This window comes from Mesorhizobium sp. B2-1-3, assembly GCF_006442495.1.
Classification (GTDB): domain Bacteria; phylum Pseudomonadota; class Alphaproteobacteria; order Rhizobiales; family Rhizobiaceae; genus Mesorhizobium.
This window is the reverse complement of the sequence record NZ_VFWL01000002.1, coordinates 97,171-122,338: the sequence shown is the minus strand read 5'-3', so window position 1 is coordinate 122,338 and position 25,168 is coordinate 97,171. Positions and strand designations below refer to the sequence as shown.

Genomic DNA, 25,168 nt, shown 5'->3' with positions numbered 1-25,168 from the left:
GGGCTCAACGAACCTGGCTTTTGACGAAATCCTTCACGATTCCCACAATGCCGCGCGACAAAAGGCTGTCGAAAGCATCGACGAACCGGTCGACATGCTCGCGCTGGCAGATCAGCGGCGGCTCGAGCCGGATGACGTTGCGGTTGTACTCGGTGAAGGCGACCAACACGTCATAGTCACGCAGCAGCAGCGCGCCGACGAAGCCCGACAGCGAACCCTTCAGCTTGTCGTCAAGCACGCTGACCACCGGCCGCAACACCGTCGGCAAGGTCTGCGAAAAATCATGGAACTCGAGCCCGATCATGAGCCCCTTACCGCGGACGTCCTTGATGATCTTGGGGTATTTGTCCTTCAGTGCCTGGAGGCGCTGCAAAAGGTACTCGCCGGTAGCGGCGGCATTGTCGATCAGGCCCTCGTCATAGAGAACGTTGAGCGCTTCGATCGAGGTGACGCAGGCCTCGCCCATGCCGCCGAAAGTCGCCATGGCATGGATCATCGCCGTCTTCGGCGTGCCGTAGGCCTTCATATAGATCTCGCGCCTGGCGACCATCGCGCCGACCGCCGCCTTGCCGCCGCCGAGCGACTTGGCGAGCGCCGTCACGTCGGGAACGACGCCATAATGTTCGAAAGCATAGAAGCGGCCGGAGCGGCCATAGCCGCACTGCACTTCGTCGGCCACCCACAGCACACCGTACTGATCGCACAATGCGCGCAGCTTCTGCCAATATTCCGCGGGCGCCTGGATGATGCCGCCGCCGCCCTGGATGGTTTCCAGCACGATGACGCCGATCTCGGGATCGGAGCGGAATGCGCGCTCGACCGCTTCGATGTCGGCGAACGGAATCCGGACCGCATTGTCGGCCACCTTGAAATCGGCGCGGTAGAGCTGGCCGTCGGTGATCGCCAGCACACCCTTGGTCTTGCCGTGGAAGGAATTCTCGGCATAGACGATTTTGGGCCGCTTCGGACCGGCGGCACGCTCGGCGAGTTTTACCGCCGCTTCCATCGCTTCCGAGCCGGACGAGCCCAGAAACACCATGTCGAGATCGCCGGGCGAACATTTGGCGATGTTGTGGGCCAACGCGGCCGCATATTGCGACATGAAGGCGATGGCGATCTCCTGGCGCTTCTCCTCCTGGAATTTTTTCCGCGCTTCGAGGATGCGCGGATGGTTGTGGCCGAAGGCCAGCGAACCGAAGCCGCCGAAGAAATCCAGGATCTTGCGGCCGTTCTGGTCGATGTAGAACATGCCCTCGGCGCGCTCGATCTTGACCTTGTGGAAGCCGAGCAGCTTCATGAAATGCAGCTGGCCCGGGTTGAGATGCGCCTTGAACAGGTCCGTCATCGCAGCGACGTCCATCGCCTTGGCCTGCTCGACGCTGATCAGGTCAGGCTTGGCGATGGTGGCTGGCGACAGCGCCGGCGCGCTGACCATGGTGCGCGCGCTCGCCTGATCGGGCTTGGCCATGACGGTCATTTCAATCTCCTGTCCGCGCGCAGGATCGGGGATCGTGCGCAAATGAAACTGTTGGCGGGCTGCTATTCGGCGAGCACATGTTTGGTGGCGACGGCGTGGCCGGCCTTCCTGGCGCGGTATTCGCTGTAGGCGGCGATCAGCATGTCCTCGTCGCGATGTTGCGGCACCCAGCCGAGCTGGCGTCCCGCTTTGGAGACGTCGAGCACGCACTCCTCGTCGGCGATCAGATATTGCTCCGGATCCATGATCGGCAGGTTCATGAGATCGAGCAGGTCCAGCGTGCGCTTCACGGCCCAGCCCGGCGTCGGAATCAGGACCGATTTCGAACCGGCATGCCTGATCAGGTCGCCGAGCAATTTCCTGACCGGCGGCGGGTTGAGCGAACCCAGATTATAGGCCTCGTTTGGTACGCCCGCTTTCCAGGCCGCCCGCGCGGCCTCGGCGCAGTCGAACACCGAGATGAACTGGTAAGGATTCCGGCCCGAGCCGATCATCGGCACCGGAAGGCTCCAGTCGATCAGCTTGAACAGTTTTTCAAGGATGCCGAGGCGGCCGGGCCCGATGATCAGGCGCGGGCGAAACAGCGAGATCGACATGCCGCGCTTGCGCCATTCGGCGGCCAATTCCTCCGTCTTCTGCTTCGACCAGCCATATTCGCCGAGCGGCGCGACCGGATGCTCCTCGGTCATCGGAAAGGTGACCGTATGGCCGTAGATCATGTCGGTCGTGTAATGCACGAGCCGGGGCGCACCGGCCTTGTCCATCGCCTGCATGATATGCTCGGTGCCATGGAAATTGACCGGAAAGAAGAAATCGTGCCGCTTGGCGCGCACCTGGATCGGCGACAGCATCTTTGCCGACAGATTATAGACCATGTCGTCGGCCTTCAGCCCAACCGCCGCCACCGATGCGGGATCGGTCACGTCGCAATGGATGAAGCCGACGTTGCGGTAATGCGCAAGATCGCTCTTGACGATGTCGGCGACGACAACCTCCTCGCCATCCGCCACGAGCTTCGGGGCAAGGTGGCGACCGACAAAGCCGTCGCCGCCGAAAATCACATGTCTCATCGAACGATCTCGCTGGTGCCGATCTTGTCGGAGGTGATGGAAACGGTCTGCTCGTCATGCCCGTGGTCACCCAGGTCTCGGCCGCTTTGGGCGATCAGCACCGTGCCCACGCAGATGCAGCCGATACCCGCGATGCGCCAGCCATTGAGGTCCTCGCGGAAGACGAAATAGGCGAAGACCGCGACGGCGACATAGGCGAGGCTAAGGAACGGATAGGCAAAGGAAAGCTCGACCTTGGACAGCACGTAGAGATGCGAGGCCATGGAAATGACGAAGGTGCACAGGCCGAGGAACACCCAGGGGCTGAAGACGATCTGCAAAAGCCTGATAAGCGGGTTGGCGCCTTCGAACGAGATCGGCCCAAGCGACATCATGCCTTGCTTCAGCATCAGCTGCGCGGCCGCATTGGTCATGACCGTAAAGAGAATGAAGACGATATATTTCATGTCCGCTCACCCACCCGTGACGCCTTCTATTACAAACCCGAAAAGATTTCGTGAACTCACAAGGACATTTTGAGTAAATCTTCTCGTTAACCGCTCGCTAACCACGATCCATTTCAATTTTATCTATTCGGCTGCCTCGGCGCCCCGCCTTCGTAGGTCGATGTCTTTCGCGGTGCGCGCCCAGATGCCGGACATGAAGGCCGGATCGCGCTGCGCCTCCAGCCGTGACCACTCCGGAAAGGACGCGGCGAAGGTCGCGGCGCTCATACGCGCATCCTTGTAGGGGTTGACTGCCCCGCCGGCTCCGATGGCGATGCGGTCGAGTTCGTCCAGCAACGCCAGGGTCGCGGCTCCCCTGTTGGGGAAATCCAGCGTCAGCGTGTAGCCAGGTCGCGGGAAGGAGAGCAGCGCCGGGGATCGGACGCCGCCGAAGCGTTTCAGAACAGTGAGGAACGAGCTCTGCCCGGCCCGCCTGGCAGCCGCGAGCAGCATCGGCACCGCTTCACGCGCGGCTTCTTCCGGCACAACGCTCTGGTGCTGGAACAGCCCGTTCGGACCGTAAAGCCGGTTCCAATCGCGCACGCCGTCCAGCGGGAAGAAGAAGCCCTGGTAACCGACCTGGCGCGGCGCGGCAGAGCGGCCCTTCCTCCATCGGTAGGCCGCATTGAAGGCGCTCAGGAACGGTCGGCTGAGCACATTGAACGGCGGCTGGAACGGCACCGCGAAATTGCCGCCGGCGCGCGCGGCGGTATGCGAGCCATGCTCGGCGTGATTGCCCGTGAACAGCAGGCCGCGCCCGCTGCGCCTGCCGCCGGCGAGCTGATCGATCCAGGCGACCGCATATTCATTGGCCTGGTCCGCCGCCTCGGCCAGCTCGAAAAATTCGCCCAGGTCGCGAAACGGCGTCACCTTCTCGATGATGTCGAGGGAATGCACCCGCATCAACCGGATCGAGGCCGACAGGATCAGGCCTGTCAGCCCCATGCCGCCGATCGTCGCCCGGAACAACCGCGGATTGTCTGTCGCGGAGCAGCGGTAGGTCCTTCCATTGGACCGCAGCAGCGTGAAACTTTCGACATGGCAGCCGAACGTGCCGCGCCGGTGATGGTTCTTGCCGTGGACGTCGTTGGCAATGGCGCCGCCGAGCGTGACGAACTGCGTGCCCGGAACGACTGCCGGGAAGAAGCCGTAGGGCGCGGCGTGGGCAATGATGTCGGACAGAAGCACGCCCGCATCCGCTTCGAGAAGGCCGATCTCGGCATTGAAGGCGCGGATGCGGTTCAACGGCCGCATGTCGACGACCGCGCCGGCCTCGTTCTGGCAGGAATCGCCGTAGGATCTGCCATTGCCATAGGCAAGCAGCGAGGCGTGCCTGGCCTGGCCGCCCTTCAGCAGCACGATAGCATCATCGACGCCGATGGCGTGGGGCGCGGGCGGCGTCGCGCGCCCGAAGCTGTCGAAGCGCTCGCCGGCCATGTCTACCAGCCCCCGATCACCAGCAGCACGGCGCCGATCAGCACCACGATCTGGCTGCGCCAGTCGCGGATGATGAACACGACCGGATCGTCATGCATCTCATCGCGACGCGCCAGGATCCAGACCCGCATGGTGAGATAAAGCACGATCGGCGGCAGCGGCCAGATCAGCCAGGGATGCGGGTAGAGCTCACGCACTGCAACACTATCCATGTAGAGCGCCAGCACCAGTGCCGAGGAGAAGGCCGAAGCCATGCCGGCCTGGGCGACGATCTCCTGGTCCTCGGTGCGATATCCGCGCCCGGCAATGCGCTCGCCGGGTGGAATGGCCGTGGTGCGCAATTCGACGAAGCGCTTCACCAGCGCCAGCGACAGGAAGAAGAAGATCGAGAAGGCGAGCAGCCAGAACGAAACCTCGACGCCGGTCGCGGCCGCGCCCGCCAGAACGCGGATCGTGTAGAGGCCGGCCAGCGTCAGCACGTCGACCAGCAGCATGCGCTTGAATGACAGCGAGTAAGCCGTGGTGACAGCCATGTAGCCGCCGAGCACGGCGAGGAATTCGGGCGCCAGAAACAGCCCTGTGCCGATGCCGATCGCCAGCAGCACCGCGATCGCGCCGATCCCGAACGGGATGGAGAGCGCGCCGCTGGCGAATGGCCTGTGACGCTTGGTGGCATGCTTGCGATCGAGCGCCAGGTCGAAGAAATCGTTGAGGATATAGATGGCCGACGCCACCGCGCTGAACGAGATGAACGCCAGCACGCACTCCCAGATCATGCCGGCGTTGAAATATTCGTGCGACAGCACCATCGGCACCGCGATCAGCGAATTCTTCAGCCACTGATGCACGCGCAGCATTTTGACGATGGTCCGCAATGTCGGTTTCGGCGCCGACATGGTTTCGGCGCCATGCGCCGCCTGCCAGCGCGCGGCGTGGCGGTCCGGCGCCACCACGATCGCGCTGCGTGCCGCATCGAAAACCTTGAGATCATGGCGGCTGTTGCCGGCATAGTCGAAGCCGCCATCGCCATAGGCCGCGACAAGCGAGGCACGCTTCTTGCCGGAAGTCAGATTGTCGACCCCGTCCGACGCCAGCACCCTGTCGAAGACACCGAGATGGCGAGCGATGGCGTCGGCGAATTTGCGCGGCGTGCCTGTCGCCAGCACGATCTTGCGGCCTTCGGCATGCTCGGCCCGGATGCGGTCGAGCAATGGCGCGCGGTAAGGCAGCGACGCGGGATCGATATCGACGCGCTGGGCGATGGCCTGCTTCAGCCGGGCCGGCCCGGCCGCAGCCCAGAAAGGCACGAGGAAAATGTAGAGCGGGTTCTTCTTGAGAAGGATGAACAGTCCTTCCCATAGCAGGTCGGTCGCGATCAGCGTGCCGTCGAGATCGACCGCAAGCGGTATTGCGTTTCCGTCGGACCGCGCGTCCATGTCGTCCTGCCCTGCCTCGAACCCGTCGCGCCGTTTGTCGGCGTCTTCACAAGACGTATAGCGGGGAGATGGCGTAACGAACGTTAAAACGCCCGGTTGTGGGCGGCTGTCGCCGCGGTATTTCCGGCGTCATTGTTAAACAACCGCTACCGAAAACAATAAAAGGCCGAACAAATGTCCGGCCTTTCAAGGCATGCCGTCGAAATTACTTGATGCGGGCGACGCCGCCCGAGATCTCGACGGTTTCCGAGCCGGTCAGGGCTTCGAGGTCGCCATTGGGCAAGGTGACGAAGCAGCCATTCGGGCAGAATTCCACGGTTTCGCCGGCGGCCAACGCCAGGTCGGTCTTGCTGCCGCCTTCCGTCACGATCAGCGTGCGGGTCTCGGCGTCCTTGTTGACCGCGCTGGCGGAATAGGCCGAGCCGCTCACGGCGAGCAAGGCGACGGCAGCGACGAGAGACTTCCACATGTGCAATATCGGTGTTCCCACCGCCTCTGTTGCATTTCGCAAGGCATCCTCGCCTTTGCATGGGAGCTTATATGAGATGGAAGCTGAACCGCAACTGAATGCCGCATTCATGCCGCAATTGGTTTCGACGGCCTGAAACCTTCCGATCGCCGATCTAATCCGGATCAGGTTTCTTCGCCTTGCGTCCCGATCTGGCTAGACGTTTGGCCTCGGCCGCGGCTTCCGCCTTTGCTCGTTCCTGCTCGGCGAAATCGGCCTCGATCTTGTCGTCGTCGGTCGGCCAGGCCTTCGCATGCTTGGGCTCGACGACCGCGCGTGGCGTCGAGGGTATCTCAATATGCTGGTCGCTGAACGTCTCCAGCACGGTGAAGCGGATATCGTTCTGCACGATGTTGCCGTTCATCACATCCGCCAGGAACAGGCGGATCTCGAATTCCAGCGCGGCAGGCCCGAAATTGGAAAACAGCACGAAGGGTTCGGGGTTCTTCAGCACCAGCGGATGACCGCGGGCGATCTCGAGCAGGACGGCGTGCACCTGCTTGACGTCGCTGCCATAGGCGACGCCGACCTTGATGTCGATGCGGCCGAGCTTGTTGCGGTGCGTCCAGTTGCCGACGGCGTTGTTGATCAGGTTCGAATTGGGCAGGATCACCGACTGCCGCTGGAAGGTCTCGATCTCGGTGGCGCGCACGCTGATCTTCTTGACGGTGCCGCTGATGTCGCCGGCGACGATCCAGTCGCCGACCTTGAACGGCCGCTCGGCCAGCAGGATCAGGCCCGAGACGAAGTTCGACACCACGTTCTGCAGGCCAAAGCCGATGCCGAGGGAAAGCGCGCCGGCGACCAGCGCCAGGCTGGACAGATCGATGCCCGCCGCCGAGATGCCGATCAGTGCCGCGAGTGCCACGCCGGCATAGCCGACGGCCAGCCGGATCGAGTTGCGCACGCCCGTGTCGACCTTGCCGCGCGCCATCACCGAACCGTCGAGCCAGCCTTGGAACCAGCGCGTCAGGAAATAGCCGATGATGAAGACGACGATGCCCGACAGGATGCCGGTGACCGAAATCGTCACCGAACCGATATTAATCCCGGTCGCCAGTTTGTAGGCCCAGGCCTGGATGTCGCCCAGTTGGAAGCCCCACATCAACAGGATCAGCGGCAGGAAGACCAGCACGATCATCACGTTGATGGCCACGCTGACGACAAGGCCGAGCTGGTCGAGCGCGGTGTCCTCGTAGCTGGAATTGGCCGACAGCCAGCGCCCGACCGACGTATTGGCGAAGGCGCCCTCGTCGCCGATCGCCTGTGCCGACAGGAAGCCGATATAAGCGGTGACGAGCGCCGTGCCGGTGACCACCACCTGCAGCGACACGAACAGCGCAAGGCCGATATAGCCAAGCAAGGCGGCTATGATGGTGAAGAGCCCCAGAGCCAGCGCCAGGTAGCGCAGCCATGCCGGCCAAGGCCGCCAGCTGCCGTCACGGGCCTTGAACGGCCGCAGCATCGCCATCAGGATCAGGATGATGCCGACGACGATGGTGGCCACGAAACTGCGCGCGATCGTCAGCGACAGCGGCGATCCCATCTTGTCGTTGATGACGGACAGGAAGGTGTTGACGCTGATGACCACGGCCATGGCGGTGGTCAGGCGCACCAGCCAACGCGCCGGGCCGGATTCGACCGGGATCAGGCGCCAGTTCGGCAGCCTCGGCTCGAGCGCCGCATTGGCCAGCCGATTGACGCAGAACACCACCCCGATGACCGTCGCCAGCGCGTTGAGGAAAAGGCCAATGTCGCCGCGCAAAACGTTGTAATAGTTGAAAAAGAAAATCGTCGACCCAAGAAAGGCGCCGACCGCCAGCGTCGGCAGCAATGTCGACCAGAAGGCCACCGACAGGCGGCTGAGATAGGACGGGTCCTCATTGGACGGATCGGCTTCGAACACCCGTCCAAACAACCGCCTGCCGCCGACCAGAAGCACCAGGGCCAGCCCGAGCGCCACGAAGGTTGCCGCCAGAATGGCCTGGAACTTGAACCTGAAGGCGAAGCTCAGCCAGGACGAGACCGCCTTGTAGAAATTGCCGAACTCGTCGCGGGCGTCGGAAAAGACCTGTGGGCTCAGCGCATCCGACAGCACATAGCGCTTGGTCAGGAGATTGCGGAAAAGCGCGCTGCGCATGTTGCCGATCTTGTCGATCATCCCGCTGATGCGGATCGACAGCGTCTGCGCCTGCGCGATGACCGCGTTGATCTCGGCCTTTTCGGAGACCAGCGCCTGGCGCTCGGTGCTGACGATGTCGGGTTCCGGCGGCTGGCCTGCGGCGGGTGCCGGGCCAAGCTGCTCGAGCCGGCTGTTGATCTCGCTAAGGCGGGTGCGGAAGGCCAGCGCGCTGTTCAGCGATTGCCGCGACAGTTCCTCGAGTTGCAGGCGGATATCGACGAGAGTGGCGTCGTCGTCGCCGTCCTGCTGGATCTTCTTGTCGAAATTATCGGTCTTGGTCGTCAGGTCCTGAAGGATTTTCTGCTGGTCGGCGACCAGTCCGGCAGGCGCCTGGCCAAGCCCTTGCGCCGACGCATCGAACGAAAGCGGCGCCGAAACGACAAGCGCGAACATCAAGACGAGACGAAGCAATTTGAAAAACATGATTTGTTGGCGACTCAAGGCGGCAATGGCAATTGAATTTGCCTGTCCTTGATAAAGACGGCCATATCATGGGGCAAGCCGTCGCATCCGACCGCCAGGGCTCCGAACTCGGGGCAACAAAGACCTGACGACCGCCAGTCCCGTTGTGCCGGCAGCTTTGTGATAGGAATTTTTTCTTGACTGGGTGAAGGCAGCTATGGTAGATATTCAGTCATGGTGCTGAGTTGCGCCAACGACCCGCCGCACAGGCGGGTTTTTTCGTTCAATGCTCCATCAACAGCGCGCCGGCGAAGGACCCCGTCACCCGGACTCGTCGCCTGATCCGACCGCACCTGCGCTGATCTGGCGGTGGCCGGAGCGTCGGCCAGTCGAAAGGCGATGGCGCAATATTGGCTTTGCGCGTGCGGCCTGCTCTATAGTCTGCCGCATCGCCCGAAACGGACATCATATCCATGGCAGAGTACTCGGCCCTTTCGCTGCTCGCGAACGCGCTCAAGGGAAACAAGGACTGGAAGCCGGCCTGGCGCAAGCCGGACCCGAAGGCATCCTACGACGTCATCATCATCGGTGGCGGCGGGCACGGGTTGTCGACCGCCTATTATCTCGCCAAGGAACACGGCATCACCAATGTCGCGGTGCTGGAAAAAGGCTGGCTCGGCTCCGGCAATGTCGGCCGCAACACCACCGCCGTGCGCTCCAACTATCTGCTGCCCGCCAACACCCGCTTCTACGAGCATTCGATGAAGCTGTGGGAGAACCTGTCGCACGATCTCAACTACAACGTCATGTTCTCGCAGCGCGGCTGCCTGAACCTGGCGCACACGCCGGCCCAGTTCGACGACTATGCACGGCGCGGCAACGCCATGCGCCATCTCGGTGTCGACGCCGAACTGATGACGCCGGCGCAAATCAAGCGCCTGATCCCCGCGCTCGATATTTCCAGTGATGCGCGCTTCCCCGTGGTCGGCGGCCTGATGCAGCGGCGCGCCGGCACCGCCCGCCACGACGCCGTGGCCTGGGGCTATGCGCGCGGCGCCGACCGGCGCGGCGTCGACATCATCGAGAATTGCGAGGTCACCGGCTTCCTGCGCGACGGCGACCGCATCACCGGCGTCACCACATCACGCGGCGACATCCGCGCCAAGAAGGTGGCGGTCGCGGTGGCCGGCAGCACCGGCCGGGTGATGCAGCTTGCCGGCATCGAGACGATGCCGATCGAGAGCCATGTGCTGCAGGCCTTCGTCACCGAATCGCTGAAGCCCTTCATCGATACGGTCGTCACGTTCGGCATGGGCCATTTCTACATGTCGCAATCGGACAAGGGCGGCCTCGTCTACGGCGGCGACATCGACGGCTACAACAGCTACGCCCAGCGCGGCAACCTGCCCATCGTCGACGAGGTGATGAGCGAGATGCTGGCGCTGTTCCCGGGGCTTGCCCGCGTGCGCATGCTGCGCTCCTGGGGCGGCGTCTGCGACATGTCGATGGACGGCTCGCCCATCATCACCACCGGGCCCCTGCCCGGCATGTATCTCAACTGCGGCTGGTGCTATGGCGGCTTCAAGGCGACGCCCGCCTCCGGCTGGTGCTTTGCCTGGACCATCGCCAAGGACGAGCCGCATGACCTCAACGCCCCCTTCACGCTCGACCGCTTCCATCGCGGCCTGGTGATCGACGACAAGGGCCAGGGCGCCAATCCCAGACTGCACTGAACAATATCTCTCCAAGCAAGGCTTCACCGAGCAAGGCTGCACCAGGAATATCCGATGTTGATCACTTGTCCCTATTGCGGCCCGCGCGACGTCATCGAGTTCACCTACCAGGGTGACGGCAACCGCGAGCGTCCCGACCCCGCCTCGCAGAACTTCGAAGCCTGGAACGCCTATGTCTATGACCGGCTGAACCCGGCCGGAGACCACAACGAGATCTGGCAGCATTCCGGCGGCTGCCGCGCGCATCTCAGGGTCGTGCGCAACACGCTGACGCATGAGATTTCCAGCGTCGCCTTCGCACGCGGCGACCACGGCCCGGTCGCGCGGCGCAAGGCGGAGGGCAGATCGTGAGCCCGCGCCGGACCGAGACCGGCGGCCGCATCGACCGGCTGAAGACCATCCGCTTCACCTTTGATGGCACGCCCTACACCGGCCATGCCGGTGATACGCTGGCTTCGGCGCTGCTGGCCAACGGCGTCACGCTTTACGGGCGCTCGTTCAAATACCACCGCCCGCGCGGCCTCCTGACAGCAGGCGTGGAAGAGCCGAACGCACTGGTGACGGTGCTGAAGGGCGAGGTCCGCGAGCCCAACGTCGCGGCGACCATGGTCGAGCTTCATGACGGGCTGGTCGCCGTCAGCCAGAACCGTTTTCCGTCGCTGGCCTGGGACGTCAGCGCCGTCAACCAGCTCGGCGGCAAGCTCCTATCGGCCGGCTTCTACTACAAGACCTTCATGGGTCCGGTGATCGGTCCGCTGAAGGGCACGCGCTTCTGGATGTTCTGCGAGCATTTCATCCGCCGCGCCGCCGGCCTCGGCCGGGCCGGTTCCACCGCCGACCCGGCGCGCTATGAGCGCATGAACGCCTTTTGCGACGTGCTGGTGGTCGGCTCCGGCCCTGCCGGGCTGACGGCCGCCAAGGCCGCTGCTGATCAGAGCGCGCGCGTCATGCTTGCCGAACTCGATCCGCGTTTCGGCGGCTCTGCCAACTGGTCGAACGAGACGATCGATGACCTGCCGGCGGCCGACTGGGCCAGGCGAACCGTGGCCCAGCTCGAGGGTTACGACAACGTCCGGCTTCTGCCGCGCACCACGGTCTGGGGCTACTACGACAGCAATACGCTTGCCGCCCTTGAGCGCGTCACCGATCACAAGGAGACACCCGGCAAGGGCGAACCGCGCCATCGCTATTGGGCGATCCGCGCCCGATCGGTGGTCTTGGCCACCGGCGCTTTCGAACGGCCGCTCGTATTTCCGGGCAATGACCGCCCGGGCGTGATGCTGGCGCATGCCGCGGAGCGCTACGCCAACGAATTCGGCGTGCTGGCGGGGCAGACGGTCGCGCTGTTCACCAACAATGACAGCGCCTATCGCTGCGCCCTGGCGCTGAAGAAGGCCGGCGCAAGGATTGCCGCGATTGTCGATGTCCGTCCCGAGCTTTCGGGCGAAATGCGCAAGCTGGCCGAGGAGACCGGAGCCGAGATCTTTCCCGGCCATGCCGTGATCGCCACTGAGGGCGGCAAGGCGCTCTCCGGCGTCAAGCTGCAGCGCTTCGACATGGCCAACGGCACGCTCACCGGCGACGCCCGCAGCATCCATGCCGACTGCCTCTTGATGTCGGGGGGCTGGTCGCCAACCATCCATCTGGCCAGCCAGGCCGGCGCCAAGGCGGAGTGGAATGCCGCCCGACAAGCCTTCCTGCCGCCGAAGCCGACGCAGAACTGGATTGGCGCAGGCGCCTTCACCGGCAGCTTTTCCACCGCCGAAGCGATGACCGAGGGCCGGGCCGCGGGCCTTGCCGCGGCAGGCGCGCAAGCCACGCCGGCCGCACTGCCCTCGGTCAAAGCCGTAGCTTGCGATCCCGATCCGGCGCCGGTGTTCGAGATCAGGGCCAGCGGCAAGAGCTTCGTCGACTTCCAGCACGACGTGACGTCGGAGGACGTGCGGCTGGCGCACCGCGAAGGCTTCGTCTCGGTCGAGCATCTGAAACGCTACACCACGCTCGGCATGGCGACCGACCAGGGCAAGAATTCCAACGTCCCCGGCCTCGCCATCATGGCCGAGGCGCTGGGCAAGCCGATCCCGGAAGTCGGCACGACACGCTTCCGGGCGCCCTTTGCACCGGTTTCGATCGGATCGCTGGCGGCGGAGCGCTTCGGTGACCTCAAGCCCGAACGGCTGACGCCGATGCATGACTGGCATGTCGCCAATGGCGCGACCATGTATTCCGCCGGCCTGTGGTACCGGCCGATGATCTACGGCCTTCCCGGTGAGACGATCGAGCAGGCCTATGTACGCGAGGCCAGGGCAACGCGCGAAAGCGCCGGCATCGTCGATGTCTCGACGCTGGGCAAGATCGCGGTGCAAGGTCCGGACGCGGCCGAATTCCTCGACCGTGTCTACACCAACATGTTTTCCACGTTGGCCGTTGGCAAGGCGCGCTACGGACTGATGCTGCGCGAGGACGGGCTGGCCTTCGACGACGGTACCACATGGCGGCTCGGCGAACAGGATTTCCTGATGACCACCACCACGGCCAATGCCGGCAAGGTTATGCAGCATCTGGAATATTTCCTCGATGTGGTCTGGCCGGAGCTCAAGGTTCATGTCACCTCCGTGACCGACCAGTGGGCGGGTGCCGCGATCGGCGGGCCGAAAGCCAGGCAGATCCTGGCCGGCTGCGTCGTCGGCACCGCTGTCGACAATGCGGCGCTGCCGTTCATGGGCATCGTGCATGGCCAGATCGCTGGTGTGCCGGTGATGATCTGCCGGCTGTCCTTTTCCGGCGAAATGGCGTTCGAGGTCTATTGCGGCGCCGACCATGGCACGCATGTCTGGGAAGCGCTTATCGAGGCCGGCAAGCCGTTCGGACTGGTAACCTACGGACTGGAAGCACTGGGCACCATGCGCATCGAGAAAGGCCATGTGACGGGCGCCGAGATCGACGGCCGCACCACGGCGCGCGACCTGCATCTCGACTGGATGCTGTCGAAGAAGAAGCCGTTTATCGGCTCGGCGATGATGGACCGCGAGGGCCTCATCTCCCCCGACCGGCTGGAACTTGTCGGGCTGGTCGCGCTCGACAACAGGCCGCTCAACGGCGGCGCGCATATCGTCGAGGAGCTTGACGAGTCCAATCCGCACGGCTCCATCGGCCACATCACGGCCTGCTGCTATTCGCCGGCGCTCGGCAAGCACATCGCGCTGGCGCTGATCAAAGGCGGAAAGGCCAGGCACGGCTCGCGCGCCCATGTCTCCGATCCGCTGCGCAACCGGTTCGGACCGGTCGAGATCGTTTCCAACCACTTCTACGATCCGGACGGGAGCCGCATGCATGGTTGAGCGCCTTTCACCGCTGGAACCGGAATTCCATGTCGGCTCGCACGGCAATTTCGAACATGGTGTCGAGGTCATCCTGACCGAGACGAGACCGGGCTCGATCGTGCAGCTCGCCGCCTGGCCGGGCGAAGAGAAGAAACTGATATCATGCATCCGCGCCGTCACCGGGCTTGCGCTGCCCGACGGTGCCGGCGGTGGCGCCACCAATGGCGCCAAATCGGCATTCGGTTTCGCACCGGGAAAGTTCACCGTAGCCGACGAAGCCGAGGGGCTGGCCGCGGCTTTCGCGGGCGTGGTGACCCCCGCCATCGGCACGGTGACCGATCTTTCGCATGGCCGCAGCGCGATCCGCATCGCCGGACCGAAGGCCGAATGGGTGCTGGCGAAGTTCTTCGCCATCGATTTCGCGCTGCCTGCCTTCCCGCTCGGCGCCGGCCGCTCGACCACCCATCACGATGTCTTCGCCCAGATCCAACGCACCGGCGGCGACCAGTTCGACATCTACCTCTTCCGCTCTTTCGCGCGCTCCTTCTGGAAGGCGCTGTGTCACGCCAGCGAGGAAGTCGGCTACGAGGTCCAGTAGGCGCGCCTCGAGGGATTCTGGCATCAAGGCCGGCCGGCTCTGACGCTACAGCAATGCGCCGGCGGCCGCCATAATGGCGTGATATGGCCGTCAAGCCGGTCCGAAGGGTAACAAAACCCGTCTCCAGAATCCGCGCATCCGTTTGGTTCGAATATCTCCATGACCGCAGAAATATCCGCCGGCGTCACCGATCGCGCCGATGTGCCAGCCAGAGCCCTGCTCCTGCTGCCGCTGACGGTCGCCTGCGGCGTGTTCATGACCAGTCTCGACCAGAATGTCGTGGTGACGGCGCTGCCCGGCATCAGCGAAAGCCTTGGCCGTCCACCGAGCCAGCTTGGCCTGCTGATCACGGTCTACGTCGCCAGCCTGATCATCTCGATGCCGCTCGGCGGCTGGGCCGCCGACCGCTTCGGCCTGCGCAACGTCTATTGCTTTGCGCTGCTGGTATTCGCCGCCTCGTCGGCGCTGTGCGGCCTGTCCGACAACATCTGGACGCTGGTCGGCGCCCGCGCGCTGCAGGGCTTCGGCGGCGCGCTGATGGGCACGCTCGGTCAGGTCGTCATCCTGTCGACCTTCCCTCGAAGCCGGACGCTGAAGATCAACATGTATATCTCGCTGGCCGGCCAGTCCGGCCCGCTCGTCGGTCCGCTCGTCGGCGGCGCGCTGACCACTTACATTTCCTGGCGCTGGATCTTCTTCATCAACGTGCCCTTCGCGCTGGCCGCGGCTGTCCTTGCCGCCTCGCTGTTTCCGACGGTGACCAAACCCGTGCGCACACCGTTCGATTTCCCGGGCTTCCTGCTGGTCGGCAGCGGCATGGTCCTGCTTGTCTTCGGCATGGATTCGCTGGCGGCGAAAGATGCGGCCGCCGGCGTGATCGCGGCCGAGCTTGCCCTGGCGCTGGTCATCCTGACGGTCGCCTCGTTCTATTGCCTGCGCGTGCGCAATCCCTTGCTCGACCTCAAGCTCCTGCGCATCCGCACCTTCCGCATCTCCTTCCTCACCGGCGGCGGTCTGGACACGATCGGCCTCAGCTCCGTCGTCTTCCTGCTGCCGCTGATGTTCCAGCTCGGCTTCGGCATGAGCGCGGTACAGGCGGGGTCGCTGACCTTCGTCGCCGCGGTCGGGTCGGTGGTCATGCGTGTCTTCATGCCTCGCCTGCTCAACCGCTTCGGTTTCCGCCGCGTGCTGGTTTTCAACACGCCCGTCGTCGCGGCCATGGTTGCGGGCTTTGCCCTGATGCAGGCGACCACACCGGTGTGGATCGTGCTTGCCTACATCTTCATCTTCGGCGTCTTCCGCTCCGCGCAATGGGCGTCGACCGGCAACCTTGCCTATTCCGACATCGCGCCCGAGCAGCTCGCTCGCTTCAGCGCGCTCTATTACATATTGTGGCAACTGGCGGTGGCGATCAGCGTCGGCCTCGCCGCCGCTGCACTATCGTTTCTGGCCGGCGGCGGCCCGGCCGTCGCCAATCACTTCCGGATACTGTTCGTGATCGAGGGTGTCATCACGCTGTGCGCGCTATCAGCCTATCTCAAGCTGACGCCGCAGGATGGCGCCCATGTCAGCGGCCATGGCGCCCAGATGAACACGGAATAGCGGATGTCGCAGCGCAGCAGCGGCCTACTCGCTGAACGTCACCCATTCCTCCAGCGGCACGCGGTCGGTTCGGAAGGCGTTTTCGGGCTTCGACGTATCTTCATAACCGAGCGCCATGCCGCAGACGACGATCTCCTCGTCGGGAATGCCGAGCACCGGCCTGATCTGCCGGTGATAGGGCGCGAACGCCGCCTGCGGACAGGTGTGCAAGCCCCTGCCCCGCGCGGCAACCATGATGTTCTGCAGGAACATGCCGTAGTCGATCCAGGAACCCTGGTTAAGCCGGCGGTCGATGGTGAAGATCATGCCGACCGGCGCGTCGAAGAAGACGAAGTTGCGGTCGTGCTGGGCACGCATCTTGTCGACCTCGCGGCGACCGATGCCGAGCGCGCCGTAGAGCCCGAAACCGTTGGCGCGGCGGCGGGTCAGGTAGGGTTCGAAGAACTGCGTGGGATAATAGCGATATTCGTCCCAATCGGCCTTTTCAGCACGGATGCCGGAATTCAGGATGGCATCCGATATCCGCTGCTTGATGTCACCCTTGGTGACATAGACCCGCCATGGCTGCATATTGGTGCCGGAAGGGGCGCGTGCCGCGACCGCCAGTATGTCGCGGATCGTGTTGTCGTCGACCATGTCGGGCAGAAAAGCGCGCACCGACCGGCGCGATACGATCGCGCCGTCGACGATCTCGGCATCAACCGTGATTCGAGCCTTCTTTCCAAGCATGGGCCGTCCTTACCCTGTGTCCCGATCGGACGTCCCCACTCGCCGCTCGCGGCCGAGCCTTTGCATGAACCGCCAAAATCGCGCAAGCAAATCTTGTGCACCCGTGAAAATCCGCTTGATTTTTTCACCGCTCCGGCATCTCATGAAATTTGATGGGATTTTTTCACGAGAGCGCGATTTGCCTCCAACTACAGCGAAAGCATTGCAGGGAAATTACGAGCGATTGCTGGCCAGCGACATCAGGGCGCTGCGCAAGGCGCGAGGGTTGACGCTCGCCGAGATCGCCCTGAAACTCGGCCGGTCGGTCGGCTGGGTCAGCCAGGTCGAACGCGGCCTGTCGACACCGTCGCTCAGTGATCTCCGGGCTTTCGGCGAACTTTTCGGCGTGCCGGTCAGCCTGTTCTTCGGCCACGACGTGCCTGTCGAAAGCGAGCGCGGCGCGGTCGTGCGGGCCGGCAGCCGCCGCACCCTTGGCACAAGCGAATCCGGCCTCATGGAGGAGCTTCTGTCGCCCGATCTCGGCGGTAGCTTCGAGATGCTGCGTTCCGTCTTCGCGCCGGGCGCTGAGCTCAAGAGCGAGGCGCGTCGGCCGACCGAAGAGGCTGGATATGTCGTGTCGGGGACGTTCGACATCGAAATATCGGGGACATGGCATCGGCTCGGCGAAGGCGATTCCTTTCGCTTCGAGGGCAAGCCATTCCGCTGGCGCAATCCGGGAATGGAGCCGGCGGTCGTCATCTGGGTGGTTTCGCCGCCAGTTTATTGAATGAAATTGGACCAAGGGTTGGAGAAGAACATGGCCGGTTTGCCGAGCACGGCACGCGTGGTGATCATCGGAGGCGGTGTCGTCGGCGCCTCCTCGCTCTACCATCTCGCCAAGGCGGGCTGGACCGACTGCGTTCTCCTGGAAAAGAATGAACTCACCTCCGGCTCGACCTGGCATGCCGCCGGTAACGTGCCGACCTTCTCCTCGTCCTGGTCGCTGATGAACATGCAGCGCTATTCGACCGAGCTCTATCGCGGGCTGGCCGAGGCCGTCGACTATCCTATGAACTACCATGTCACCGGCTCCCTGCGGCTTGCCCACACGCAAGAGCGCATGCAGGAGTTCCAGCGCGCCAAGGGCATGGGCCGCTACCAGGGCATGGACATCGATATCGTCGGCACGGACGAGATCAAGCGCCGCTATCCCTTCATCGAGACGCATGAGCTGGAAGGCGCCCTCTACGACCCGAGCGACGGCGACATAGACCCGGCGCAGCTGACCCAGGCGCTGGCCAAGGGCGCGCGCGACATGGGTGCCCGGATCATACGCTTCTGCCCGGTGACAGGCGTGCGCCGCGAAAGGGACGAATGGGTGGTCGTGACGCCGCAAGGCGAGATCCGCTGCGAGATCGTCGTCAACGCCGCCGGCTACCGTGCCGCCGAAGTTGGAAAAATGTTCGGCCGCGAGGTGCCGATGATGGTGATGAGCCATCAGTACATATTGTTCGAGGAGATCCCCGAGCTCGCCGCATGGTCGAAGGAACAGGGCAGGAAGCTGCCGCTGCTGCGTGACGTCGACACTTCCTACTATCTGCGCCAGGAAAAGAACGGCATGAATCTCGGCCCCTATGAGCGCAATTGCCGCGCGCATTGGGCGGGTCACAACGATCCGATGCCGGAGGATTTTTCCTTCCAGCTTTTCCCCGACGATCTCGACCGGCTGGAACATTATCTGGCCGACGCCGTCGCCCGCGTGCCGATCCTGGGTACCGCCGGCCTGTCCAAGGTCATCAACGGCCCGATCCCCTATGCGCCGGACGGCAATCCGCTGATCGGGCCGATGCCAGGCGTCCCCAACGCCTTCGAGGCCTGCGTCTTCACCTTCGGCATCGCGCAAGGCGGCGGTGCAGGCAAGGTGTTGGCCGAATGGGTCACGCAAGGCCAGACCGAATGGGACATGTGGTCTTGCGACCCGCGCCGCTTCACGTCCTTCGCTTCGGCTCCGGATTACTGCGTTGCCAAAGGCATGGAGATCTACGGCAACGAATACGCCATCCAGTTTCCGCGCCATGCCTGGCCGGCGGGACGCGACAGGAAATTGTCGCCGATCCATGATCGCATGAAGGCGTTCGGCGCGCGCTTCGACGCCTATAATGGCTGGGAGCGCGCCACCTGGTATGCGCAGGATGGCGACGACGTCTCGGAGGAAGCAACGCTCACCTTCCGTCGCGACGGGCCGTGGCAGCACCGCGTGCGCGAGGAATGCCTGGCCGTCCGCGACGCCGCCGGCATCCTCGACCTGCCGGGTTTTTCGCGCTTCAACCTCGAAGGTCCGGGCGCCGCCGAATGGCTTAGCCGGCAAGTGACCGGCCTCGTGCCGAAGCCCGGCCGCATCGGTCTCGTCTATTTCTCCGACGACAAGGGCCGCATCGTCACCGAAATGTCGGTGGTGCGCCACGGCGAGGAGTCCATGACGCTGATCACCGCGGCGGTGGCGCAATGGCATGATTTCGAATGGCTGAAATCGCACATGCCCGTGGATGCGACTTTCAAGCTGATCGACCGGACCGAGGAATTCTCCACCCAAATCCTGGCCGGACCCAAGTCGCGGGAAATCCTCGCCGCCGTCTGTGAGGCCGACCTGACCTTGCCGTGGCTCACGCATCAGGAAACCAAGATCGCCGGGCGCTGGGCGAAGCTGGTCCGCGTCTCCTTCGCCGGCGAACTCGGCTGGGAAATCCACACCAGGGTCGACGACACCGCCGCCGTTTTCGACACCATCTGCGCGGCGGGACAGCCGCACGGCCTGAAACCATTCGGCATGTACGCGCTGGATTCGTTGCGGCTCGAAAAGGGCTATCGCACCTGGAAAGGCGACCTCTCGACCGACTACTCGATCCTGCAAGGCGGGCTCGAGCGGTTCGTCAAATGGGACAAGCCCGAGTTCCGCGGCAAGGCGGCGCTCCAGAACGAGAAGCAGCAGGGCGTCAAGAAGCGCTTCGTCACGCTGGTGGTCGAAAACCCCGGCGATTGCGACGCGCCCTACATGTCGACGCTGTGGCATGACGGCCAGATCGTCGGCGAGACGACGTCGGGCGGCTGGGGCCATCGCGTTGGCAAGTCGATCGCGCTCGGCATGCTGCGTGCCGATCTGGCGGAGCCCGGCACCGCCGTGGAAGTCGAGATCTTCGGCGGCCGTTTCAAGGCGGTCGTGCAGAAGGATGAGCCCTTGTGGGATCCGAAGAACGAAAGGTTGAGAGCCTGATGCCAAAACCATCATCGCGCATTTCAGGCATCGTGCCGTCGGGCAAGGATGGCTGGGAAGTCCATTTCGCCGCGTGGGCCCGCAAGGAAGCCGGCGAGGACATCATCATGCTGTCGGTCGGCGATCACGATTTCGACACACCTTCCGAAACGATCGAGGCCTGCGTGACCGCGGTTCGCGGCAGCAATCACCACTATACCCCTTTGCCCGGCCTGCCGCGCCTGCGCAAGGCGATGGCGGCGGCCTCGGTCGCCTGCACGGGCGTCGGGACGACGCCGGACCAGGTCATCGCCACGCCGGGCGGCCAGGCGGCGCTCTACGCCGCCGTGCAGGCCGTGCTCGATCCGGGCGACCACGCCATCGTGGTCGCGCCATACTACGCGACCTACCCCAACACCTTCAGCGCCGCGGGCGCGACCTTCACGGTTGTCGAGACGCCGGCCGAGGACGGTTTCCAGCCCCGCGCCGACATGATCCGGGCGGCACTTCGGCCGAATACGCGCGCCATCCTGATCAACACGCCGAACAACCCGACCGGAGCCGTCTATTCGCGCGAACGGTTGGAACAGCTGGCCGAGGTCTGCCGCGAGCACGATTTGTGGCTGCTGTCCGACGAAGTCTACTGGACGCTCGGCGGTGGCGAGCACATCTCGCCGCGTTCCCTGCCCGGCATGGCTGAGCGCACGCTGGTCATCAATTCCATGTCCAAGAGCCATGGCATGACCGGTTGGCGCATGGGCTGGCTGACCGGCCCCAGCGAGATGATCTCGCTGCTGACCAACCTCAATCTGGTGACGACCTACGGCCTCCCGGCCTTCATCTCGATCGCTTGCACCGAGGCGCTGGAGAAGGGTTATGGCGTGAAGGAAATCGCCGAACGCTATGCGGCGCGACGCGCCGTCCTGCTCGACGCCGTGCGCGGCATGAACGATGTCGGCGTGCGCGGCTCCGAAGGCGGCATGTATGTCATGCTCGACATATCGGCCGTCGAATCCGACGACGAGAAATTCGCCTTCGCCTTCCTCGACAAGGAGAAGGTCGGCGTCATGCCCGGCTCCAGTTTCGGCGAGGCCGCGGCCGGCCATATCCGCGTCAGCCTGTGCCAGCCGGAACCCGTCTTGCGGGAAGCAGCGCTCCGGCTGCGCCGCTTTGTCTCCAGCTACCGCCGCGAGGCCGCATGAATATCCCCTCCCCCAGAACCATTCCCGCCAAGGCAAGAGCCGTCATCATCGGCGGCGGCGTTTCCGGCTGCTCGGTCGCCTATCACCTGGCCAAGCTCGGCTGGACCGACATCGTCCTTCTGGAGCGCAAGCAGCTGACCTCGGGCACCACATGGCATGCCGCCGGCCTGATCGGCCAGTTGCGCGGCTCGCAGAACATGACGCGGCTGGCGAAATATTCGGCCGACCTCTACGTCAAGCTGGAAGCCGAGACCGAGGTCGGCACCGGCATGCGCCAAGTCGGCTCGATCACCGTCGCGCTGACCGAGGAGCGCAAGCACGAGATCTACCGTCAGGCGTCACTCGCCCGCGCCTTCGATGTCGATGTGCGCGAGATTTCGCCCAGGGAAGTCAAGGAGATGTATCCGCATCTCAACGTGTCCGACGTCGTCGGCGCCGTGCATCTGCCGCTTGATGGCCAGTGCGACCCCGCCAACATCGCCATGGCGCTGGCGAAGGGCGCGCGCCAACGCGGCGCCACCATCGTGGAGAATGTGAAGGTCACCAAGGTCCACACCAGGGACGGCCGCGTCACCGGCGTGTTCTGGGCGCAGGGCGAGGAGCAAGGCACGATCGAGGCCGACATCGTCGTCAACTGCGCCGGCATGTGGGCGCGCGAACTGGGCGCCCAGAACGGCGTCACCATCCCGCTGCACGCCTGCGAGCATTTTTACCTCGTTACCGAGCCGATCCCAGGGCTGAGCCGCCTGCCGGTGCTGCGCGTGCCCGACGAGTGCGCCTATTACAAGGAAGATGCCGGCAAGATGATGCTCGGCGCCTTCGAGCCGGTGGCGAAGCCCTGGGGCATGGACGGCATCCGCGAGGACTTCTGCTTCGATCAACTGCCCGAGGACATGGACCATTTCGAGCCGATCCTGGAAATGGGCGTAAACCGCATGCCGATGCTGGCGACCGCCGGCATCCACACCTTCTTCAACGGCCCCGAGAGTTTTACGCCCGACGACCGCTACTATCTCGGCGAGGCGCCGGAACTGCGTGGCTACTGGATGGCGACCGGCTACAATTCGATCGGCATCGTCTCGTCAGGCGGCGCCGGCATGGCGCTGGCACAGTGGATCAACGACGGCGAGGCACCGTTCGACCTGTGGGAAGTCGACATCCGCCGCGCCCAGCCTTTCCAGAAGAACCGCCGTTACCTCAAGGAGCGCGTCTCCGAAACGCTCGGCCTGCTCTATGCCGACCATTTCCCCTATCGCCAGATGGCGACGTCGCGCGGCGTGCGCCGTTCACCCCTGCATGAGCATCTGAAGGCGCGCGGCGCCGTGTTCGGCGAGGTCGCCGGCTGGGAGCGCGCCAACTGGTTCGCGCGCGAGGGACAGGAGCGCGAGTACCGCTATTCCTGGAAGCGGCAGAACTGGTTCGACAACCAGCGCGAGGAGCACCTCGCCGTCCGCAACAAGGTCGGCCTGTTCGACATGACCTCGTTCGGCAAGATCCGCGTCGAAGGCCGCGACGCCTGCGCCTTCCTGCAAAAACTCTGCGCCAATGACATGGACGTAGCGCCGGGCAAGATCGTCTACACGCAGATGCTCAACCGGCGCGGCGGCATCGAGAGCGATCTCACAGTGTCGCGCCTGTCGGACACCGCCTATTTCCTCGTCGTGCCCGGCGCCGCGCTGCAGCGCGACCTCGCCTGGCTGCGCAAGCACCTGACAGATGAGTTCGTCGTCATCACCGATGTAACCGCTGCCGAAAGCGTACTCTGCCTGATGGGCCCGGATGCGCGAAAACTGATCCAGAAGGTCAGCCCCAACGACTTCTCCAACGAGAACAACCCATTCGGCACGTTCCAGGAGATCGAGATCGGCATGGGCCTCGCCCGCGCCCACCGTGTCACCTATGTCGGCGAACTCGGCTGGGAGCTCTATGTCTCGACCGACCAGGCGGCCCACGTCTTTGAAGCCATCGAAGCGGCCGGCGCCGATTTCGGCCTCAAGCTGTGCGGGCTGCATGCGCTCGACTCCTGCCGTATCGAAAAGGCTTTCCGCCATTTCGGTCACGACATCACCGACGAAGACAATGTGCTGGAAGCCGGCCTCGGCTTCGCGGTGAAGACGGCCAAGGGCGATTTCATCGGCCGCGACGCGGTGTTGAAGAAGAAGGAAGCCGGATTGAGCCGCCGGCTGGTCCAGTTCCGGCTGAAGGACCCGCAACCGCTGCTCTTCCACAACGAGGCGATCCTGCGCGACGGCAAGATCGTCGGTCCGATCACCTCAGGCAATTACGGCCACCATCTCGGCGGCGCGATCGGGCTGGGCTATGTGCCCTGCCAGGGGGAGACCGAGGCGGATGTGCTGGCCTCGTCCTATGAGATCGAGATCGCCGGCGAGCGGTTTGCGGCAGAGGCATCGCTGAAGCCGATGTATGATCCGAAATCGGAACGGGTGAAGACGTAGCGCGGTTTTCCCTTCTCCCCTTGTGGGAGAAGGGAAGTTCGCCCCCTCAAAACCGCTCCAGCTTCGCCCGCACCTTCGCCAGAAACGCGGCCCTCGTCTTCGGCGTCGAGGCGTCCATCAGATAGTGCGCCAGGAAGAAGGTCCGGCAGCGCGTGGCGCACAGCGCGCGCATGCCGCGCAGCAAGGTTTTGCGCCCGGGCTGGCCGACGACGACGCTCCACCATGTCGGCGCACCGCAGGTGGTGATGACGCCGACCTTGGTCACATGCCGCATCAGCGACTTGATCCGCCCCTTGCCGGCCGGCAGCTTGAAGGCGACGTCCGTCGCCCACACCCGGTCGAGCCAACCCTTCAGCATCGCCGGCAGCCCGTACCACCAGGTCGGATAGACGAAGAGGATTGCCTCGGCCCAGTTGAGCAGCTCGAAATGCGGCTTCAGCGCAAGGTCCTGCGGCGCCTGGTTGTTGTAGAAACGCCGTTCCTCGCAGCTCATCACCGGATCGAACTTCTCGGCATAGAGGTCGAGCAGCCGCACCTCCCAGCCCTTTCGCGTCAGCACCTCCACGGCGGTGTCGCGGATAGCGGCGCAAAAACTCTCCGGCACCGGATGGCAATAAACCACCAGCGCGCGCATCAGAATCTGTCCATGCTGGCCGTGACCTTGGCCAAGAACGCCTTGCGCGTCTCGTCGCTCGAAATGTTCATCGAATAATGCGCCAGATAGGAAACCGAAGCGCCCGGCTTGACCGTGGCGCGCAGCACGCGCTGGACCAGTTTGCGCGGCGGGTCCCCCATCAGCATGGCGCGGAACCGGCTGCCGCCATAGGTGGTGACCGCCGCGATCTTCCTGATGTTGTGCAGCGACGGCTGCGCCTTGCCGTCGACCAGCTTGAACGACACGCCGGGCAGGAAGACGCGGTCGAAGAACCCTTTCAGAATTGCCGGAAAGCCGTAATTCCAGACCGGATAGGAAAGCACCAGCGCATCGGCGCGCAACAGACGTTCGACATACGGCGCCGCAGGGTCGGCGGAGCCGCGCGGATTGTGATAGTCCAGCCGTTCCTGGCGAGAAAGCCGCGGGTCGAAGTCCTCGGCATAGAGGTCGCAGTCGTCAATCGCATGACCGGCAGCCGTCAGTCGCTCGACGATCGTCCGGTGCAGGCCGGCATTGAAGCTGGTTTCGACCGGATGGGCGTGGAGGACGAGGATGTTCACGGCGAGGCATTGCCTGGGTCAGCGCGAGGCACCCCCCTCTGCCCTGCCGGGCATCTCCCCCGCAAGGGGGGAGATCGGACTATC

The 25,168-nt window shown here is 64.1% G+C and carries 19 protein-coding genes; 9 read left to right on the top strand and 10 right to left on the bottom strand.

What is annotated here, in order from left to right:
• Positions 1–4: 4 nt before the first annotated feature.
• From FJ973_RS05110 to FJ973_RS05080, 7 genes are all read right to left on the bottom strand, one after another.
• Positions 5–1,435: an aspartate aminotransferase family protein gene (locus tag FJ973_RS05110; protein WP_181170883.1), complete on the bottom strand. Its 1,431-nt coding sequence runs from the start codon at positions 1,433–1,435 to the stop codon at positions 5–7.
• Between the two features lie 104 nt (positions 1,436–1,539).
• Positions 1,540–2,547, bottom strand: a complete 1,008-nt coding sequence (locus FJ973_RS05105; protein ID WP_140555031.1) for an NAD(P)-dependent oxidoreductase — start codon at positions 2,545–2,547, stop codon at positions 1,540–1,542.
• Complete coding sequence (locus FJ973_RS05100) at positions 2,544–2,993, bottom strand: EamA family transporter (RefSeq protein ID WP_140521117.1); 450 nt, start codon at positions 2,991–2,993, stop codon at positions 2,544–2,546. The genes FJ973_RS05105 and FJ973_RS05100 overlap by 4 nt, the downstream gene beginning before the upstream one ends.
• Before the next feature lie 123 nt (positions 2,994–3,116).
• The gene (locus FJ973_RS05095) at positions 3,117–4,469 is read right to left on the bottom strand and encodes an FAD-binding oxidoreductase (protein WP_140555030.1); all 1,353 of its coding nucleotides are present in this window, start codon (positions 4,467–4,469) and stop codon (positions 3,117–3,119) included.
• 2 nt (positions 4,470–4,471) lie between these two features.
• Entirely contained in the window at positions 4,472–5,905 is a 1,434-nt protein-coding gene (locus tag FJ973_RS05090) for a UbiA family prenyltransferase (protein WP_140555029.1), read from the bottom strand.
• Positions 5,906–6,110: 205 nt separating this feature from the next.
• On the bottom strand, positions 6,111–6,374 hold the full coding sequence (locus FJ973_RS05085) for a hypothetical protein (protein ID WP_140555028.1): 264 nt from the start codon (positions 6,372–6,374) through the stop codon (positions 6,111–6,113).
• A gap of 154 nt (positions 6,375–6,528) precedes the next feature.
• Positions 6,529–9,018, bottom strand: coding sequence for a mechanosensitive ion channel family protein (locus tag FJ973_RS05080; RefSeq protein WP_140555027.1), 2,490 nt, complete (start codon positions 9,016–9,018; stop codon positions 6,529–6,531).
• Between the two features lie 452 nt (positions 9,019–9,470).
• On the opposite strand from FJ973_RS05080, the gene FJ973_RS05075 reads away from it, so the two are divergent.
• The 5 genes from FJ973_RS05075 to FJ973_RS05055 all read left to right on the top strand — a co-directional run bounded on the left by FJ973_RS05075 (position 9,471) and on the right by FJ973_RS05055 (position 16,253).
• Positions 9,471–10,730, top strand: a complete 1,260-nt coding sequence (locus tag FJ973_RS05075; RefSeq protein WP_140495627.1) for a sarcosine oxidase subunit beta — start codon at positions 9,471–9,473, stop codon at positions 10,728–10,730.
• A gap of 54 nt (positions 10,731–10,784) precedes the next feature.
• Positions 10,785–11,081 carry a sarcosine oxidase subunit delta gene (locus FJ973_RS05070; RefSeq protein WP_140516363.1) on the top strand — a complete coding sequence of 99 codons (297 nt, stop codon included), beginning with the start codon at positions 10,785–10,787 and terminating at the stop codon, positions 11,079–11,081.
• Positions 11,078–14,071: a sarcosine oxidase subunit alpha gene (locus FJ973_RS05065; protein ID WP_140555026.1), complete on the top strand. Its 2,994-nt coding sequence runs from the start codon at positions 11,078–11,080 to the stop codon at positions 14,069–14,071. The genes FJ973_RS05070 and FJ973_RS05065 overlap by 4 nt, the downstream gene beginning before the upstream one ends.
• Positions 14,064–14,651 carry a sarcosine oxidase subunit gamma gene (locus FJ973_RS05060; RefSeq protein ID WP_140555025.1) on the top strand — a complete coding sequence of 196 codons (588 nt, stop codon included), beginning with the start codon at positions 14,064–14,066 and terminating at the stop codon, positions 14,649–14,651. The genes FJ973_RS05065 and FJ973_RS05060 overlap by 8 nt, the downstream gene beginning before the upstream one ends.
• 159 nt (positions 14,652–14,810) lie before the next feature.
• On the top strand, positions 14,811–16,253 hold the full coding sequence (locus FJ973_RS05055) for an MFS transporter (protein WP_140555024.1): 1,443 nt from the start codon (positions 14,811–14,813) through the stop codon (positions 16,251–16,253).
• A 24-nt stretch (positions 16,254–16,277) separates the two neighbouring features.
• On the opposite strand, the gene FJ973_RS05050 is transcribed toward FJ973_RS05055, so the two are convergent.
• Positions 16,278–16,982 carry a nitroreductase gene (locus FJ973_RS05050; RefSeq protein WP_140555023.1) on the bottom strand — a complete coding sequence of 235 codons (705 nt, stop codon included), beginning with the start codon at positions 16,980–16,982 and terminating at the stop codon, positions 16,278–16,280.
• Positions 16,983–17,205: 223 nt separating this feature from the next.
• Here FJ973_RS05050 and FJ973_RS05045 point away from each other — a divergent pair, with 223 nt between their 5' ends.
• From FJ973_RS05045 to FJ973_RS05030, 4 genes are read left to right on the top strand one after another with little or no spacing between them, the layout of a single operon-like run.
• Positions 17,206–17,748, top strand: coding sequence for an XRE family transcriptional regulator (locus FJ973_RS05045; RefSeq protein WP_181167629.1), 543 nt, complete (start codon positions 17,206–17,208; stop codon positions 17,746–17,748).
• Between the two features lie 30 nt (positions 17,749–17,778).
• Positions 17,779–20,232 (top strand): FAD-dependent oxidoreductase, encoded by a 2,454-nt coding sequence (locus tag FJ973_RS05040; RefSeq protein WP_140555022.1) that lies wholly within the window; start codon positions 17,779–17,781, stop codon positions 20,230–20,232.
• Positions 20,232–21,413 (top strand): pyridoxal phosphate-dependent aminotransferase, encoded by a 1,182-nt coding sequence (locus FJ973_RS05035; protein ID WP_140495619.1) that lies wholly within the window; start codon positions 20,232–20,234, stop codon positions 21,411–21,413. The genes FJ973_RS05040 and FJ973_RS05035 overlap by 1 nt, the downstream gene beginning before the upstream one ends.
• Entirely contained in the window at positions 21,410–23,869 is a 2,460-nt protein-coding gene (locus FJ973_RS05030; RefSeq protein WP_140555021.1) for an FAD-dependent oxidoreductase, read from the top strand. The genes FJ973_RS05035 and FJ973_RS05030 overlap by 4 nt, the downstream gene beginning before the upstream one ends.
• 46 nt (positions 23,870–23,915) lie before the next feature.
• Here FJ973_RS05030 and FJ973_RS05025 read toward each other — a convergent pair whose 3' ends face one another.
• Both FJ973_RS05025 and FJ973_RS05020 read right to left on the bottom strand, forming a co-directional pair.
• Positions 23,916–24,503, bottom strand: a complete 588-nt coding sequence (locus tag FJ973_RS05025; protein WP_140521127.1) for an NAD(P)H-dependent oxidoreductase — start codon at positions 24,501–24,503, stop codon at positions 23,916–23,918.
• Positions 24,503–25,084, bottom strand: coding sequence for an NAD(P)H-dependent oxidoreductase (locus FJ973_RS05020; protein WP_140555020.1), 582 nt, complete (start codon positions 25,082–25,084; stop codon positions 24,503–24,505). The genes FJ973_RS05025 and FJ973_RS05020 overlap by 1 nt, the downstream gene beginning before the upstream one ends.
• Between the last annotated feature and the right edge of the window lie 84 nt (positions 25,085–25,168).